The organism is Ktedonosporobacter rubrisoli (assembly GCF_004208415.1).
GTDB lineage: Bacteria > Chloroflexota > Ktedonobacteria > Ktedonobacterales > Ktedonobacteraceae > Ktedonosporobacter > Ktedonosporobacter rubrisoli.
The window spans coordinates 5,943,638-5,962,231 of record NZ_CP035758.1 but is presented as its reverse complement, the minus strand read 5'-3'; the positions used below and the strand labels follow the sequence as shown (position 1 = coordinate 5,962,231).

Sequence of the window (18,594 nt, the reverse complement as noted above, 5' to 3'; positions counted from 1 at the left end):
TAGTACGATACGGCAAATAGTTAGTGATTACTTGCAGGCGAAGCGCATAGTAGAAACAGAGTAGTGTAAATATTCGTTACAATATGTCGAATAGAGGGGAAATAGGAGAGGTATTTTTGTGTACTTCTCGCCAAGACATACTACCTAAAAAATTTGGCAAAAGTAACGAAGAGCCTTTGTGGTATGCTATAATTTTCGCAAGAAGCCAGTAATATTTTTTATAGAAGAGGCGTAGAAGAGGCATGAGCGTAATCCAATCCTTGTCTGAGCAAAGCCAGTCTGACAATCTGCGGTGCCGCCATTGCAACACCGTCTTGCCCGATCATGCAACATTTTGTAGCGCTTGTGGCCAGCGTGTCGATCAGGATATAGACGATGCGCTTGCGCCTGAGGAGAACGATGTTGCGGAGCGCTATCGGATCACATCTCTGATACGTCGTCGTCCATACGTACAGCTCTTTTTCGCTACTGATCATGAGCGTCAACAGCCGGTTGTTGTGCGCAATATTGATATCAGTAGTCTGGATGGTCGAGCTCGGGGTCGCGCGATCAGAGCGTCACAAACTGAATATGCATTTTTGCGTCGACAGCGCATGCCTGAAATCATGCCTGTGGCTGATCTACGCTATTTTGAGGGTCACCTCTTCCTCATTCAAGAGTGGCCATTTACTATGCCAGGCGAGCCAGCTAATGCCGATCTCCAACAATATACGCTGCACGGGCTGTTGCAGAGCGGTATCGGGCTGCCTGATGAAGAGGTGGCTCTGAGCTGGGTCTATCGTCTCTGCCAGGCTGTTGCCCATCTCCACAATCAACAGATCACGCTTGGAGATCTGGACCCGCAGGCTATTGTCCTGAGCCATAACAGCTACGATGGCATGCCTGCCCTGGTTGTCTCTTGGCTTCCCGTGTCGATACGCAAGCTTTTGCCCGATGCGTCTGATATCTCCTATGCTGCCCATTTCAGCGCTCCTGAAGTGCTGCAAGGGACGATAGAACCGTGCTCTGACATCTATAGCCTTGGGGCAATTCTGTATATGCTGCTTACCGGTACCGCTCCTGACGAGCCAACGCAGCGCCAGCATCGCCCCTTGCGTCCGCCGCATGAACTGAACTCACATGTCAGCAGTGAGATCGAAGAGGTGGTGATGCGCGCATTGGAGCTTGAGGGCGAGCGGCGCTTTGAGAGCGTGCAAGAAATGGCGGAGGCGCTGCTTACCCTCTATTCCAGCACGAAGCCTGTGGCTCCCATTAAGACGCCAGGACGCAAGAAGCGCACAAATCAGCGTAAAAGTAAGCCTGCTACGACATCACCAGCAACAGAGGAGGTCCAGAAGGAGGATGCTCAGGCAGAGCCGGAGACCTCAAAGAGTGTTGTCGTGGCTTCTCAAGTGACTGAGCAGGAAGACACCGAGGCCACGCTTCTTATCAAGAAGCATGTTTCGGAACAGGCCACCGTCTTACTTGATGAGATCACGCAGCCTACCGTCAGCGAGGACACGCTGCCTGAGACGCCAGCGATTGCCAGGATAGTTAAGAAGGCACAGCAAGAGGCACGCGTCGAGCAGCCTGCCGCCGAGCCAGCGCAGCCCAGCCAGGATCAGCTTGAGACAACTGTGAAAGTTGTCCCTGAGCAGCAAAGCGCCAGTAAAGGGAGCGGAAGAGAGCTTATTCCCGTTCAGCGCATTCTTCAGCGCCTGAGCGGAACATTCCCATCACTGCCTATTCCCTTGAACTTTAAGCTTGAGCAGAGCCGTGCCCTGACGATACCGCCGCCGTTAACTGATGCCTCGCGTACGCTCTATCAGCGCGTGCGCCGTTTCCTGATCGGTGAGCAACAACACGCGATCACGGCAACCGCGATTATAGAGACACCTATGCGTGTGCAACCTGATCAGCTCTATCTCCTGCGCATCCGTCTGATGGGGAGAGACGCGCCGGTATCTTTCCCGCATATGAAGGCCGAGGCCCCACTTGCCGGGCTGAGTGCATTGGCAAAAGGGGATATTGTGCACGTCGAGGTTCGTTCTGTCCTCAAGAGGCATTATGTCTATATTGTGCAGCAGGCAGAGGTGACCCTGCCCGGTCTGGGCTATGCCGTAGAGATTGCCATACCTATGCGCACGCTCTCTGAAGATGTCTATGGACGACGCGAACGCTTACAAGTCGAATTTACTGATAAGTTTCGTAACCCGCTCTATGAGCGACCTTTTGCACTTGAGATTTTTATCTCGCCTCTAGTACATGCAGGCCAGGAAGGGCACAACGTGCTCACTCTCCCTGTATAGTAGTTTCTTGAGGCGGGAGCGCATGGCGTATCGGGCCAGGAAGGATAAAATGGAAGCAACATCCTTCGCCTGGTATGCCGGAGCTCTCAGCCCAGATCTTGCCTCCCATTGCCTCGATAAGCTGTTTGCAGATATAGAGCCCCAGACCGCTGCCTCTTAACGTGCCTGATAGCTGGTGCTTTCTCAGGCGCACAAAGCTCTCAAAGAGTTGTGGCATTTCATCAGGCGCGATGCCCGGACCATTATCACTTATACTGATACATACCTGTTGAGATTGATGGGGGTCAGCCTTGTTCTCTTGCCAGCCGGCCTTGATAGTAATTGTGCTCTGTGGAGGTGGATATTTGAAAGCGTTGGCCAGGAGGTGGTGAAGGACCTGGACGAGATATTGCCGATCCGCCCTGACGCTTAACGAGGCGGGGACGTCTATATCGAGCTTGTATGCTTGTTTTACTTGTGATTTAAAATGTCCCAGGGCCTCCTGAATGATCGCTTCTAGTGGGATTTCTTCGATCTGGGTTGGGATATTCTTACTGGCATTGGCTGCCGCTAAAATGTTATTTACCAGGTGGATGAGCTCTTCGCAGCTATCCATAGCTTTTTGGATAAACATTTCTTGCCTACACTTGTCCAACTGGCCGGCCTGCATACTCATCAACTCCAGGTAACCATAGACTTCTGTCAAAGGGGTGCGCAGCTCATGATTCACATGAAGCATAAATTGATCTTTCATCTGATGTAGTTGTAACTGATGCTCATAAGCTTGCATCATCAGTCTCTCTGCCTGCATGGCTTCGACTCTTTGGGCCTCGGCCCGCGCCCGCTCCTGCTCTGCCCTTAAGGCCTGCTGCCGCGCCTCCTCTATCGCGTCTACCGTAGCTCGCAGATAACTAACTACCAGGCCTACAAGTGCTCCACCGGTGACGCCGGTTGCGCAGCTTAATATCATTTGTTGTGGCCAATAGATTGTGCCAACCATCAGACTATTAACGCTTATTATCCCGGCCAGATTGAAGGGGATGACCCTGGCAATCCCCTTGTATCCATAAAACCAGGCTGCCAGTATGAGCGGAATAACAAGCGAGGTACCGTTATGCGTATGGGGGTAGACTAACATATAAATGCCAAGGCTGATGGGAAGAGACAGCACAATAATCATCAGCCGTACCCAGGTCGGCTGATGGAGGAAGGATGCAGGAATGGGCGATATGTTGTGAATGCGCATAACTTATCTCCGGGCCCTTTCGTTTTTCCTTGTGCAATAGTATAGCATAAATGCTCAGGCTTTACTCTATTCCTGCCGTAAAAAAGTTATGAAAAGCGGAAACAGTTACCAACGTTAAAAATAGATGAAGCACCGGTCATGCGCAGGATAACAACTGACTGCTATCCTGCGTCGCTACTGCAGAGGTGAAGTCTTTCCGGGCGCTGGAAATGTTGCGGTTCCGGCGTATTGGCTGAGGTTAAGAGCCAAACAGGAAGACTGTGCCGCCCATCATCACATAGAGCAACACGAGTAATAGCCCTTCAAGCCAGACAAGCTCTCCATCCTGCGTAATCTCGCTGAAGAGGAAAGTGGCAAGACCCAGAACAGCTAGCTCAATAATGCTAAAGATCAGGTCAAGCCGCTGCGGAGCTAGCAAGCTGATGAGGACAAGAATTGGCGCGACTAGCAAGGCAATCTGGATGGAGGAGCCGGCCGAGGCTGCTAAAACCATTCCTACGCGTTTATCCAGAGCCATCGAGATTGTGTTGAAGTACTCCGGTAATCCGCCGATCAGAGGTACAAAGACAAGGCCAACAAATCCCTCGTTCCAGCCCAGTGTTTTGGTTACAGGCTCAATCGAGCCAACCAGGATTTCCGATAGAATGGCAACGCCAATCGTGGCAATCGATAAAAGCAGCAAGGAGCGCCAGAGCTGCGGCTTTTTATGTTCCGGCTCCGTCTTTGCAGGTTGCGCAGCCTCACCTTTCACTAAAGCCTGTTCCGTGGACTGTTCGGCCAGTGGAGGAGTTTCGATTTCATGCGCAACAATAGCATCAACCGTGGCGTCAATGTTGCGCAAGAGGCCGCTTTTACCCGACCCGGCTTTCTTTTCCACGTGGCGCCGATAGGCCAGCAAGCGTGCGATCGCGGCCATAGAGCGTGCGCCGATCGCCAGATCTAGATCGTCCTCTTCGTCGTTCTTATCGCCTAGCTGGAAGACGCTAAAGAGAATAAAAGCCAGGTATCCCAGCAGGAGCACAACTGCAATGAAGTCGGAGAGCAATATTCCGCGCTCTATGATCTGGGCCTGATTGGTACGGGAAGCGAGTAATTCGGCTACCGTAGGAAGAACCAGGCCGCCAATACACACGGCGAGCAGGGATGCATACTGGCTGGCCGGGCGGGTCTCGAAGGTCAAGCGGCCATGCTTAAAGCCACCTACGCAGACAGCCACACCTAACACCAGCAGTGCATTTCCCAGGATTGAGCCGATGATCGAAGCCCTGACAACATCCACCAATCCTTCGCTCAAAGCGAAGATGCTAATTATCAATTCGGTAGCATTGCCAAAGGTGGCAAATAGTAAGCCGCCAACGCGCTCGCCTGTATGTTCGGCGACTCCTTCAACTGCCTGGCCAATTAATGAGGCCAGCGGTATGATTCCCAGAGCCGCAATCACAAATAGGAGCAGTGGCGGCGGATGAAATAGCTCAAGCAGGGGAGCCAGAACTGCAAAGATGAGCAAGAAATATAACCAACGCGGCATCCAAATCCTCCCATGTCTAGATATTTTCGGGCCAGATCTCAGCCAGGCCAGATCATAATCAGGCGTAAAGCCGGCATGCGGTAGCTCAATTGCCAGTGTATGGCCTGGTTTTTGGCGAGACTTACCTTCTCTGGTTAAGGACGTCGGCAAACCGAAATTATCCAATCGTCAGTAAATGGTAGGGAAGATTGGCCTGATCTGCTTATCGACTTGCCCCGTGATTATATGGCCTGCAATTTTCGATGTTTGCCCACATACCAGCGCACAGTCATCACATACTCGGCATGGCTCCAGGTAAGCGGGGAAACGCTCAGGGGCTCGCCGGTAAATGGATTGATCTGTTCGGCCATTACGCCGCTGGGCAGGGCATGAGTATGGGCCCAACTGAGCAGAGGAATGGCCTGCTGCAGCTCATTGAGGGTTGTGGCATGGGCGATACGATATTGAGCCAGCCATAAGGTGCAGATAAACCAGGGATTGCCCTGCGCTTGATTTAAATCGTGGGTCACCTGATAGTAGTAATCGTCCTCATAGCGAGCCATGCCACCTACCGCCGTCTTAGCCCAGAGCGTTTGTTCGAGAGCTTGCATGGTGCGCTCCATCCTGGGATCATTGGCCGCAAGCATCCCAAATTGGAACAGGCCGCACAGGCTGCTATCCAGCGTCGTATCTCTGGTTATATTGCCGGCCTTATCAATCGTGATCATGCGCAAGAAATGTCCGCGCTCCTCATCCCAGAGATGCTGCAGGGCAGCTTCTTTGATCTCGTTGGCGGCCTGGCGATAGGTAGCCGCTAATTCCTCCTCGCCGAAAATATGTGAAAAATTGGCTGCGGCATTCAGGCCAGCATAGACAGTGGCAGTTGTATAGCTAAGAATGCCCCGTCGCTCTTCCCAGAGATCATAGCTGGCATCAGGTAGGCGCGTATGCGGCTCGCGATAGCTGGCAAGAAAGTCGGCGGCGGGGGTAACCAGCGAGCGAAAATGAGGGGCAACAAACTCAATATCGTGGAAGCAGATATAGTGCTGCCAGAGGCTATATATCACCAGCGCGGTTTCGTCTTCCTGGATAGGCAATTGCGGGGTACCATCCTTAGCTACCCAGGATTCCCAACTGCTCCCCCACGAGCGATCTGGATTGTATTTGTGGAGAAGATAGCCGCCCTCGGTCAGGACGCAGTTACAGAAATCATAAAAGCTGCGCGTAATCTCCGAATAGCCTGCATGGCTGAGGGCATTGGCCACCAGGGCGCCATCGCGGGGCCACATATACGAATAGCTATCCTCCGAGAGTTGCCGCATCGTCGCATCGTTGGCGGCGATGATTGCTCCGTCGTGGTCGATCTGGGTGCGCAGGATCAGCAGGCTGCGTTTATATTGCTCGATCAGTTCGGGCGCGAGGCCGCAGAAATCCTCTTCATCCTTATTAACCCAGAGATGCCAGTAGTTGCGCGTGCGCTTGAGGAATGTCTCTGGTCCGCGCTTACGGAGCAGATCATCAAGGGATACGACAGCAGTTAAATCAGAGCCAACGGCGAGCCAGTGATAAACCTCGCCGCTGCTCCCGGCGGCCAGCGATGGCACATGCAGGGCAATCGTGCCGTCTACGGAGCCCTGAGCAATTGGGTTACGGCCCAGTTCGCCATCTTCTGCGTCGCGCCAGGTCCCCTCGGCGCCATGAAATTCCTTAACGCCCGTGGCCCAACTGCTGATTCCGGTGCTGACCTGCTCTCCCACTTTGATTTGCCCGCTCAGCAAAAAATATGCTTGCAGCTTGTAGGCTATCAAGGCTTGCTGATAGGGATAGTAAAAGACTGTATTGCCTTCGGCATCGCCCCAGATATGCCAATCGTAGTGGAAGAAGAGACGCACCTCGCGCTCCTCGTTGGCAAGATTTGTCACAACGGCGTAGCGTAGAAATATATTTCGGTCGAAATCGACGCTATCATGAAAGACAAGCTGCAATTGCAATCCTGGATGTTTGAGCGTAACGGCGGTGGAAAGCGTCTCGTCGTCATATTGCATCTCGCGCTCCCATTCAGGCGCATCGAACCAGGCAAACTGGCCTTTGACCCATACGCCGGAATGAGAAACATCGCCAGCAGTATGCAGCGACTGACCTACATGTGGCCAGTAAATATCGCGCAGATTATAGCTTTTATCAAAATTCAGTAATAACTTACCATTGCCCAGGGGTAAATCTCTTGGCATGATCGTCTCTCCTCCTACCAAAACTCAACGGCTTGCAGAGCGGCTTGAAAACATATCTCGGCCTTTGCTCCTCTGCACGTAATCGTGCAAGCTAAGAGCATTATAATCCTGGCTCCCATTATCAACAAGAAGTGAGCCTGGCGATCTTATGCGCTTTATCAAATCTTGATAAGTTCGGGGGCATGCTATTGGTTTCCGCCAGCTAAGGCTACGCTTTGTTGCTTGCTATACGATTCAGATCGACAATATTTGTGCTATGCTTGACACTCGTCGGCCTAATAGCTACACTCGCCTTAGGCATTTTGGCGCAATGGCTGGCGTACGTACAGCTTTTTATGGCGTGCTGAGAAGAAACATAGCGTAAGTCTTCCTCCGCCCTCTTTTCTGGCATTTCAGTACAGCTGGCATTGGTCTTACAAAAGGCTAAGGGCTTTCCTGAAGCGAGATCGCTAAACGCAGGACTTGCCATAGCATAAGAAGGTTGGGCCCAGGCCCAGATAAATATTATGAAACGCAGTTTATTGTCCCGTTTGCGCACCAACGGTGCTTACTATATCGTCAGTGCCTTACTCCTTTTGCTAGGGGTACCACTGTATCAATTCTTCGTCCTCACGCCACAGGGCTACAATATCGCCCTAAGCCAGGCAAACGTAGATCATTTTGCCCCCTATCTTAGTTGGATCAGCAATCATAGCTTGCAGTTTATTCTCTATCGCGGCCTGCTGACGCTGGCTTTTGTCTTACTCTTCACGTTTCCTTTCTCCCTTTATCGTATTATTGTTGCTCAGGAGCTTATGGCTCAGGAGGAAGAGGCTGAGCAGGCTGATGAAGGGGAAGATGACGAGCAGACTGATAATGCGCTGGATGGTGACGAAGAGGAGGCGGAAGCAGAGGAAGAAGAGCAGGCTGCTGATGACGAAGGGAATGAGAATGTCTTGCCTCCTCATCCCTGGCGTGGGAAGGGCTTTGCCGTCCTGGCGGCCTGGGCAGGCATTTTTGGGATTAGCGCTTACGTTCTTGGCACAATTGCCAGCACGCTGCATGTCTTGATTGTAAGTAGGGGCTTTACGCCTGGTTCAGCTGTGCCAGGCAGTTTCGCGACCCTCACAACTATTTTCTCCATCATTACGAATACGGTGGGAACCGGGCTGCTGGCGCTCTCGGCTCTCTTCTTTGGCGTGATGATTGCCCGCCGGGGGATGCGCCTGTGGCCTGGCATCTGGGTTGTGTTCAGTTATGTAGGCATGCTTGTGGCGGCCCTGGGCTGCGGTAGCGCCGTTGCCGTGGCCAGCACCCCTACCGGCCAATCGCTCTTAACCACGCCGGCCACTATCTGCTTTGCCCTCTGGGCCCTCTGGCTGGGCATTATGCAAGTGCGTCTCAAGCCAGAGTAGCGCTAGCTCGCTTTCCCATATTTGAGCGGAACGGGTCGCGCTCGGCCAGGCGGCCTGGCCCGCTCTGCATAGCATAATTTTCAATTGTTATAAATAGAATACAGGATTTTTAGGGTCTCACAAAACTCTTTTATGAAAGAGGATGAAACGATTGGGAGAGAAGATATATACTTTTATGTAAACTACTTGATAAGAAAACTACAATTTACTATACTACAAGGAAATACTAACTTTAGGATTTCATATCATGTCAAACCCACTAGAGATTTTTTTCTCTTTTGCTGATGCAGATGAGACTTGGTTATACTACGTTGAAAGGCATCTCAGACTTTTCGAGCGCCAAGGCCTTATTCAAATATGGCATAAACGGAAAATACTTCCAGGAGAAGAACATGCAGCAGAACTGGATTATCATTTGAGCAATGCCCCTATTATTCTTCTCCTCATTAGTTCAGACTATATTGACTCTCAGGAATGCTGGAGCGACCAGCTTCAGTGTTCCCTTGAAAGACATAGAAAAGGCAATGCTTGCGTTATTCCTATTTATGTGCGCTCTATTCCTAATTGGGATCTAACTCCATTTGCGGGCTTACAAGCATTACCGAGAGGGGATAAGCCACTTGCTTCTATAGAGAATGTGGAAGAGATGCTTACCCAAATTGTAGAAGAGATCATCAGTGCTGCCAAGAACTGGCAAAGAAAGCATGATATTGAAGCCGCACAACAAATATCCTATCAGGAACAAATGTTACAAAATATTGGACAGCAAGAGCTTAGAAAATCTGATAATTCTTACTTAGAATGCGATCAACAGAGACATATCGTACCTTCACCCCATAGTGAAGCCGAAACCGTGCTGTTGCAATCCTCTGACAATCTGCAGAAAGCAGATTTTATTGGAAAAGAGGCAGAGCAATGGTTTAGGAAAGGAAATGCATTATATCAAGATAAAGAGTATAAAAAAGCAATTGTAGCCTATGATCAGGCTCTGATATATGATCCAAGTAATGCTATGATTATTAATAATAAAGAAAATGCTTTTTATCAGCTTAATAGTTATAAAAAATCGATACAAGCTTTCGAAAAAGCTGTTAAACTTTTACCGGATTACGCAATTGCTTATAATAATCTAGGTAAAGTATTTTATGGCCAAGGAGAATATGAAAGAGCGTTGGCAGCCTATGAGCATGCGCTTCGTGCCGATCAGCAGATCGTTTCTGCCTATAATGGGAAAGGGAATGCTCTTTATCAGTTGGGACGTTATAAAGAGGCTTTAACTGCTTATAATCGGGCAATTAAGATTAATCCAGGGGACGTTTCGGCTTACAATGGGAAAGGAGATGTCCTTGCAAAATTAGAGCGTAGTAAAGAAGCTCTTACATGCTACAATAAATCTATCAAAATTGCCCCTAATAATTCTGTAGCCTACGTAGGCAAAGGAAATTTACTCCGTGGACTTGGACGTCTTGAAGAAGCCTGTGCCGCTTATGAACAAGCGCTGATACTTGATCCTCAAAATGGAGAAGTTTATTATGCTAAAGGCATTACTCTTGTATTACTTAAGCGCTATGAAGAAGCTGTTGTAGCTTTTGAGCTTGCTACAAAGATGTCTCCAAAAAATGCATCTGCCTATAAGCATAAAGGTTCTCTATTAGGGCATCTTGGACGCTATGAAGAAGCTATTAAGGCTTTAGAGAAGGCGATGAGGCTTGTTCCAGATGATAATGACGTCTATATTCTCGCTGGAGACGCTTTTTTGGCTCTACGCAACTTCTGTGAAGCCTTAGAAGCATATAAAAGAGCAAGTGAACTTATCCCGAATAATGTAAGAGCATATCAGGGGCAAATTAATGCATTAAGGCGCCTAGGTAGATTTAGAGAAGCGCAAGGAATATCGAGAATAATTGAGATTGTAGATAAACTGGATGCTTCATAATATGAAGGCATCCGAATGTTTCTTAATATCCATGGCTATGTTAGTCAGAGCGAAGAAACCAGATTTTGTAATAAGACGATAGAACGGGCTTATAAACAGCAAGCTGCTCTATCTCTTAGCTGGGCCTTATGGCCTGAACTTATTTAGCTTCCTGGTGGGCATGGGAGAGCACTTCATAGCCAAAGCGCCAGCACTCAATCGCCTCCTCGACTCGTCCCAGCTCTTCAAGCGCGCTTGCCCAGTACTCATAGACCTCGGCCATATCGGCGTAAGCCTGTGTCGAGGCCAGTTGCTCCTTAGCTTTCTCGAACCATGAGACAGCTTCTTCTAGTAACAGGCGTTTCTGGGTATCTCTGGCCTGCCTGGCGTCCTCATGCACCACTTTGCCCACAATACAATAAGCGCTGCCTTTCATATGCGCATTATCAACCCGCTCCATGTTTTCAAGGGCCAGCTGACAATAGCGCTTGGCCTCATCCAGGCGGCTTTCAGCCAGGCGTAGATCGGCCAGAGAGGCGCAGTTGAGCATAATCATGGTTGGGCTATTATGGCTGGTAGCGATGGCTAGCGACTCAGTATAATGATCTGCTGCATCTCTAAAATCTCCGATTTGAAAGCGAATCTGGCCGAGCATGTGATGCATACGCGCCTCCATAGCTCGATTGCTGCGCTCCTGATAGAGGCGCAAGGCCTCCTGACCGGCCGTGCAGGCGCTGATAAAGTCGCCGGTGTGTCGATAGGCATCGCATAATCCATAATAGATGTGAGGAACTTCTTCTTTCTCCTCGTAGTGACGACATAGCCGCAGGGCATCTTCATAGTTGCGGATGGCCGCCGTATAGAGTCCGCGCATAATGCAAGTCATCGCTAACGAGTAACGTGCCTGGATACGGACTACAGGGAGGTGGACACGCCGATCATGCAAAAACTTGAGGCACATGCTAAAGTGTTGTGAGGCATCTTCGTAGTGAGAAAGATTAACTGCCGCAATACCAAGACGTAGGAGATAGAGGGCCACGCGCTCCCGCTCGATGAGCGTCTCTTGCTGATCCATATCATGGACGTGCTCAAGCAGGGGGGAGAGCACACGTATCGCGTCATCCCAGCGCTTGAGCTGAGTGTAGCCCCAACCCAGCAGGTAGGCTACATATCTCTGCTGCTTCTCATCCTGAGTATGGATCTGCTCAAGGCTGGCCAGCGCAGCCTCGTTCTGCCCCTCTTCTAGTAGTAGGCGTGCTCGATAGAGCATCATCTGGATATCAGTAGTGTGTGCCACGAGCAATTTCCTCCCATATAAAATAAATGCAATTATAGCACAACTATCATGAGAGGAGTAGTCTTTACAAAAGCTCAAAAAACTTAGTACGGATGCAGGAGCCAAAAAAATAACAACGGGAAATCTTACTTCTCTGCCACCGCGCCCACAAAGTGGCAGAGTGATTACCCGTTACACATAGTATAACGCAAACGGATATTTTACACAAGAATCTGGGACTTACATCTAGAATCATAAGCGATATGTAATTCCCACCACTCCGTTGAGAACAGCCCTTTGCTGTTTTGTCATGTTCGTTTCTGATTGCGGCTTCGTGGGCAAAATCGAGCTCATAAGGGCGTTTCTTGCGGTCTAGACGACTAGATCACGCTTCCAAAGGTAACAAAAGATTGATAGATCCAACATTTGAAACGTTATATATGAATTTTTTTGCAGGTCAATTTTTATATGATTTTAATTTTTCGGGCAAATTCTGCGAGAAGAAACTTTACACAACAAAAAGGTGTGTTATAAAGAGCGCGATGAGCGTAAAGTAGCTCAGGGAGAGAAGGTCAGAAGAACTTACTAGGCGAAGTTTCTGGTTGGGCAGCCACTTTCTTTTAGGAATCGGGGGAGGCGAGAGCCTGATAGTAGGCTCGAAACATGACCAGTCTCAGGCATATGCCTGCGTTCGGAGCGAAATTAGGTATCAGGGCATGCGTAGCCCGCGCCCTGCTCTACGGCTCACAGTTAAACACCTGTATAACGCAAACGGATATCTTATACAAGACCTTATTGAGTACATCTAGGATCATGCGGAAATTGTAATTCCTATCCATTCTGTGCTATTCCTTACGGTTTTGAACTATTCATTCTCCTGTCAAAATCCCTGTCAAAATTATACCCCATATCTCTCCTCTACGAGCTTTATAGGCTGATAATTGTTCCTTCGTAAATCTTTGGATACTAAGCAAATAGACATTTCTTTGAGATGCAGCTTTTTCAATGTTTGTGTTGGATAGATTTGCCTCGTGCAGATCTGCCCCAAATCTGTATGACCTAAAAACTCATCAGTATCTTCCTCTAATAAGCTGCAAAGGGATTGGGTTTGTGGAATCAATGAAGCCATCCTTATCAACTGCATCATAGAGAACCACTTTTATCTTTACAAGCTTAGCTGCACTTCTGTCATCAGGCTATTGCTGTAAAATGAATTTTTAAAGTATATATAATTAAAATAATATTTTAGTGATTTTTGTGTATTTTAAGCTTTGTAAATACCAAAAGTACTATTTAGTAAAATAAATTTATATGGTATATATTTTACTAAGCGTTAAAAATGCTAAGGAGGTGCAGAAACTAAATAGGAATCAAAAACCTAATAAGGCTTACTTGCTGGAATTTTCATGTTAAAAGTGCAAATGTCCATGCGAGCTTTAAATTTAAGCATTGAGAATTTTGAGGATTTGTCGCTGCCTTGCTGAGCATAAGCGACAAAATTCCTCCTCTGCTCACCACAAAAAGACGGAGAGAAAGGAACACTTCCATGCGAAAAAGAACATCACTTGTTTGGCTATCGCTAGTGCTTACTATCCTACTCGCTATCTTCTTTGCTCCATTGCCAGCCTTGGCTGCATCCCATACAAATTCATCTCCTGGGACGAGCAGACCCTTGCCTACATTCCATCAGCATGCTCCTTATTCATGTGACGGAATTAGGCTCTATTCAAGAGGGGGCGGGGAACATTGTTATGACTATTCCCAAGAAGCTAATCAACTCGGCGTCTATATAGCAATCAATTTCAGCCAGACGAGAGTTGATCTCAGAGACAGTAGCGGAGCATACTGGTACGTTCTTCCCGGAAAATCTGTCACTTTCAATCCTCCTATAACTGTTACATTGATCCTGTTTTATCCATCAAGTCCTCACAAAGGGCCGAAATCGTGAGAGAAGAGAGACCACAAGTTATCTGACATGTAGTGAACCCCTCAAAAGGGGTTCACTACACTTAAAACACGTAGGCTTTCTCTCTGGACAAAAATGGCAAAGTCTCACTGAAATGAGCGCCAAATCAGGAAATGACATGATATGGATCAATGGAGGAAATATAGATGTTTATTCTCATTGGCACAGAGTTACACTTCGGTCCAATACCTTTCACCTTACTGAAACCAGTTTTATTAAGGCCATTATGAAGAAGCAGATCGATGCCAAATGAAAGCAATTCCTCTTCCTTATTTCTTCCGATCTATGGTGATACAATACTCTTAGGGCATTTCTATAGTAGAGAGGAGAAGGCGAGATGTCACAACAAGACCCAAAAAAGGCTATCATTGAAAATCTTAGCAAAGCTTCATATCTCTCACCTGGAGATCAGAAAATATTGCGTCAGCATGGGCTTTTGGCTCAAGCTGAGAGTATCCATTTTCTCAAGTCGCTCTATCTTCCACCCTATGGTCTTTACGCTGTAAGCTATAAAAATGATGCAGGCCAGCAACGCGGCGGTATTTGCTTAGTCCGTCAAGATGAACAAGGAGAATGGCAGGTGAGAAGTGTTGTGCATGATAATGAAAAACGGCAAATAACCCAAGAAGAGATGCAGGCAAGTCAACCCTGGGTCCTCTTATCAGGCGCCGTGGGAGAGAAACCTTTTTGGGCAGGTGGGTCAGTCATTGATCATGGATTTGGAGTTACTCATGTTCTTCTGCGAGGGAGTAACGGAGTCCTCTTGGAGGATTCAGTCGAAGAGAACTTGGTTCTTTTCCTGGCAGATAAGCAGATGGAGACTCCAATAGAGGCTCTGTTGTATAATCATCAGCAAACACTTATTAGTACACAAACAATTTTTAGGCGATGGGAGAAATAAAAGGTTCTGGCTCAGGCTAACTCTCTGTTTTTTATCAAAAAAATTTTCCTGAAGGGGCAAACCATCAAAGGCATACTCCATATCATACCGCTCTTCTTCGTCAGCTTCCGCCGTAGGCTCGCGGACATACTCCAGCGTGACGGCTAGAAGATGATTATAATTTCCGCTGGTTGCCCTCTCAGTGTATTTCTTGTTATAGATCCGTCTCGCTAACACGTTCTCATCAGAGAATCTCCGTCCACACGGTATGCCGCCAGTCACTTCTAGCGGCATACCCCCTTTAGATCCACCACCGCAAACTATAGAGCCCCCAGTCAGGGTCCTTTATGGCCCGCTCGATAATCTCTTTCTCATCAAAACGCTCATCAAGGCGAGCCCGAGGTGAGCGGAAAGTAGCTTAGAGAGAAGGTCAAAAGAACTTACCAGGCGAAGTTTCTGGTTGGGCAGCCACTTTCTTTGCGTGATATCATGTTCTTACGCCAAATTCATCCGATGAGAATCTCTTGAATCTCGTCTATGAATCAGAGAAGTGTGTTTAGATGAAACTGAAAAGGATTGAGTAGTGGATACAGAAACAGGAACCAGCCTCAAGAGACAATTCCTAGAACCTCGTCACACGGGAGATCGCTTTGCCGGTAGGCGCGTGGTAACGATAGGCGGAGGCTCAGGAACCTTTTCCGTGCTCTCGCATCTAAAAAAGTATCCATTTAATATTACAGCAGTTGTAAATATGTCTGATAGTGGTGGGAGCTCGCGCTTGCTGATGGACGAGTTCAGGCGGCAGTTACCATTAGGAGATCTGCGCATGTCCCTTGTGGCCCTGGCCCGCAATGGAGCCTTGTGGCGCGACGTCTTCATGCACCGCTTTGAACGGACCGAAGAAAGCAGTGGCGACTCAAACGATAGAGTAAGTGGGCATAGCCTGGGAAACCTGATCCTTAAGGGCTTGCAGGATATCAATAGGGACAATCTTTTGCTGGCGATCGAAGACGCAGAGGAACTGCTCAACACGGCTGGCAAAGTAGTCCCGGTGACCCTGGAGCAGACGGCGATTTGTGCTGAGCTTGAAGATGGGACAACTATCTGCAGCGAGACAGAGATCGATACACGTGGCAAGAAGCATCCCAATAGTACCTTGCCGCCCATTAAGCGCCTGCGCCTGGTTCCCGAAGATGCGCAAGCCTGTCTGCAAGCCATTAGGGCTATACGACGCGCTGACACCATTATTATTGGTCCAGGAGATCTCTACACCAGCCTGTTGCCGAACCTGCTCGTAAGCGGTATAGCGCGCGCGGTACGCGAATCCGAGGCCGAGAAAGTCTACGTGTGTAATCTGATGACCAAGCATGGAGAGACAGATGGATATAAGGCCTCTGACTTCATTAATGAGATACACCGTTACCTGGGAGCGCGCGTTGATCGGGTTATTTTGAACGATGGTACCTATCAGCCTGACGTCTTAAAGATGTACCAGGAAGAGCAGAGTGAGCCTGTGGTGATAGATCGCCCACGTGTAGCACGGCTTGTGCCAAACATGGTTGTAGCGCATCTCAACCTTGAAGATGATTCCCTGGCGCGCCATGACCCAGAACGCCTGGTGCGTGCCATTTTCCAATTCGAAGAGGATTAGGACCACATACAACGAGCCAGAGCACTTTCTACTAAGATCTGGCTCGTTGTATGTCTGCATGTTGCATGTAGGTAATCAGGAATCGTCCCGTATTTGGGCGCATCGCCTATAAGTGCGCCAGCGGGTGATAGAGATGTGGCATGTGGTCCGCTAGATCGCGGCACGGTTGCCATACCTATCGCCCGGATGGGGTGTTCTCAAGCAAGAGGCAAAGACTCTTGCCGACCCCGCATAAAAATTTCGGGATGACTCCATATAACGCTTATCGCAGTCCCTTTGCAATCTGCTCAAATTCCTCGCGCGGGAAGGCGCGCATCGTCTGAGTACGCATGCTACCCTGCGCAATAGTTCCAAGGATAAGGCGTGCAGCAGTTTGATCGTCGGGAGCTTCCGTAACGACTATATAGTCATACTGCCCCATTACCAGGTAAAAGCCTACCAGTCGTCCTCCCACTTCTTTCATAGCTTTTTCGAAAGCTTGCAGGCGTTGGGGAGCGTTTTTAGCTTCCTTGACCCCTTGCTCAGTGAGATTTACCAGGCTAATATAGGTCGGCATAGCTTTTCCTCCGACTTGATAGCTAACTACTGTAGAGCAACACTGCAGAAGTTTTATCACATCTCATTGTACACGCTGTAACATTTACAGCACAAGTGTGATAAAGATCCTGTGCGCAGTACTCTAGCACAACGCGGCCCATATCCTTGCAAGGTAAGACTATTTACGCCTGATAAAAATCCACCCTTCGCATAGGCCTGCTAGCGCGCCGGCCAGCAGGAATAAGGCGCGATGGCCGTTATCGTTACTATCAAGCATAAAAAATCCGCTGGTGAGGAAAAGGTACGTAAGCAATGCAAGCGCTGCGCCAATATAGGGACGTGTAAACCAGGTGATGATCACAAAAATAGGCGGATTGATCAGATGAGACCGTTCTAATGTGATAATGCTGCTGATACACCCACCCAACAGTCCATATACCAGTACCAACCATGGCACACCCAGGGGCATAAAGTGTGCCGTGAGAATGGAGCTGCCAAAGCCCAGGCCCTGGAGCACGGCAAATGCCAGCACCAGGAGCAAGACCAGGGCGAGATAGCTTGAGAATACGACAAGCCAGCGGTTCTGTATCGGTCTTTGCAACTCCTCACGCTCGCTTCCTAGCGCCTGGGTCTCCTCCGTGCGCTCCTTCCAGGCTGGTAGCGGCTCAGTATTGTGCTCTGCATATGGTGAGGAGGGCGGAAATTCTCCTCCTCGGCTGATGGCCGGATAAGCCACTGGCGCGCCAGAGAGCATATATTTGCTTAGATAGCTCTCTGGTAGCTTTTGTTTTTTGGCAATCGTATTCAAATGCTGGATAAACAGAGCATCGCTACTGCTATGCATACCGGATAAGGGATAAAGCTTTTGCCGAGTCGCTTCGGTTGCCATATAAGCCACGCACTGCACCTCTCGATCTCGATAGGTCTCACGTACTACTACTTGCACGCGCTTGAAAAGACCCTGGGAGGTCGCTGCATGCACGCTATCAAGTAAGGAAGGTTCATTTCCGACGCGTTCCAGCAGACGGCGAGGAATGCGATAGAGCACTCCCCAGACTTCGGCCTCGGCCTCGGAAGATGGTACAATCGTGGCGATGGCCCAATTGCCGCTAGAACCGCTATATAGGCCTACGTCACCAAGCACGATAGCATAGCCCTTCAGAACTGCTGGTCCGTATAGCAGCGCCAGGCCATCAAGGCGTTCCGGGCTATTTAAGATCGTGCTGTCCATCTCTAACCCATATTCGAAAAGCCAGAGAAACTCCTGGGTTTCCTCAGTGGAAGATCTCGATTTAGTTAGAGAGGATATCGATGTTGCATTAGTTGCTGCCTCATCTCCTTCGCGTTCTCCCATTTCTTCCGGCAGAGGCGGAGCCGAGGGAGCTTTCGCCGGAAATGGAGGTAAGGTGGCCGTATCGCTATTCTGTCCCTGCTGCGATTCAGTAGACATCATAGCCTCGAAAGAGATGGGCCGCGGTGTGTTACTACGAATAATTGGAACTCCAGGAACTACTTCTTTTGTCTCCTGATCTGATGGCATTTCTAGCTCTTTGCTGGACTCGCCATCTAACTGACAATGCTGTTTTTGATCAATTTCCACAACGCACTCCTTTTATGCACATGCCCCACAACCACAAGGTATCAAAACAACAGCCTCTATCATGTCAGGATACTGCTAACCCCTACTTTTGCCAAATAGATAGGAACGTAGGGGTATCTCCTGG

At 48.9% G+C, this 18,594-nt stretch carries 11 protein-coding genes; 5 read left to right on the top strand and 6 right to left on the bottom strand.

Annotated elements, in window-relative coordinates:
- Positions 1-242: 242 nt before the first annotated feature.
- Entirely contained in the window at positions 243-2,288 is a 2,046-nt protein-coding gene (locus tag EPA93_RS25920) for a protein kinase family protein (RefSeq protein ID WP_129890286.1), read from the top strand.
- Here EPA93_RS25920 and EPA93_RS25915 read toward each other — a convergent pair.
- The 3 genes from EPA93_RS25915 to EPA93_RS25905 form a co-directional block, all read right to left on the bottom strand.
- Positions 2,272-3,513 (bottom strand): sensor histidine kinase, encoded by a 1,242-nt coding sequence (locus EPA93_RS25915; protein ID WP_129890285.1) that lies wholly within the window; start codon positions 3,511-3,513, stop codon positions 2,272-2,274. The genes EPA93_RS25920 and EPA93_RS25915 overlap by 17 nt on opposite strands.
- A gap of 238 nt (positions 3,514-3,751) precedes the next feature.
- Positions 3,752-5,041, bottom strand: coding sequence for a calcium:cation antiporter (locus EPA93_RS25910; RefSeq protein WP_129890284.1), 1,290 nt, complete (start codon positions 5,039-5,041; stop codon positions 3,752-3,754).
- Positions 5,042-5,262: 221 nt separating this feature from the next.
- Complete coding sequence (locus EPA93_RS25905) at positions 5,263-7,251, bottom strand: glycoside hydrolase family 15 protein (RefSeq protein WP_129890283.1); 1,989 nt, start codon at positions 7,249-7,251, stop codon at positions 5,263-5,265.
- A gap of 506 nt (positions 7,252-7,757) precedes the next feature.
- Between EPA93_RS25905 and EPA93_RS25900 the strand changes: the two genes are divergently transcribed.
- A complete protein-coding gene (locus tag EPA93_RS25900) occupies positions 7,758-8,645 on the top strand; it encodes a hypothetical protein (RefSeq protein ID WP_129890282.1) in 888 nt (295 codons plus the stop codon).
- Positions 8,646-8,892: 247 nt separating this feature from the next.
- Positions 8,893-10,581, top strand: coding sequence for a toll/interleukin-1 receptor domain-containing protein (locus EPA93_RS25895; protein WP_129890281.1), 1,689 nt, complete (start codon positions 8,893-8,895; stop codon positions 10,579-10,581).
- Between the two features lie 139 nt (positions 10,582-10,720).
- Here EPA93_RS25895 and EPA93_RS25890 read toward each other — a convergent pair whose 3' ends face one another.
- Positions 10,721-11,857 carry a tetratricopeptide repeat protein gene (locus EPA93_RS25890; protein ID WP_129890280.1) on the bottom strand — a complete coding sequence of 379 codons (1,137 nt, stop codon included), beginning with the start codon at positions 11,855-11,857 and terminating at the stop codon, positions 10,721-10,723.
- A 2,282-nt stretch (positions 11,858-14,139) separates the two neighbouring features.
- Here EPA93_RS25890 and EPA93_RS25885 point away from each other — a divergent pair.
- Together EPA93_RS25885 and EPA93_RS25880 are read left to right on the top strand one after the other, a co-directional pair.
- Positions 14,140-14,703 carry a hypothetical protein gene (locus tag EPA93_RS25885; RefSeq protein WP_129890279.1) on the top strand — a complete coding sequence of 188 codons (564 nt, stop codon included), beginning with the start codon at positions 14,140-14,142 and terminating at the stop codon, positions 14,701-14,703.
- A gap of 562 nt (positions 14,704-15,265) precedes the next feature.
- A complete protein-coding gene (locus tag EPA93_RS25880; protein WP_129890278.1) occupies positions 15,266-16,333 on the top strand; it encodes a gluconeogenesis factor YvcK family protein in 1,068 nt (355 codons plus the stop codon).
- 262 nt (positions 16,334-16,595) lie between these two features.
- Here the strand turns inward: EPA93_RS25880 and EPA93_RS25875 are convergent, their stop codons facing one another.
- Positions 16,596-16,889, bottom strand: coding sequence for a GYD domain-containing protein (locus EPA93_RS25875; protein WP_129890277.1), 294 nt, complete (start codon positions 16,887-16,889; stop codon positions 16,596-16,598).
- Between the two features lie 159 nt (positions 16,890-17,048).
- Positions 17,049-18,470, bottom strand: coding sequence for a gamma-glutamylcyclotransferase family protein (locus EPA93_RS25870; RefSeq protein ID WP_129890276.1), 1,422 nt, complete (start codon positions 18,468-18,470; stop codon positions 17,049-17,051).
- Positions 18,471-18,594: the final 124 nt, after the last annotated feature.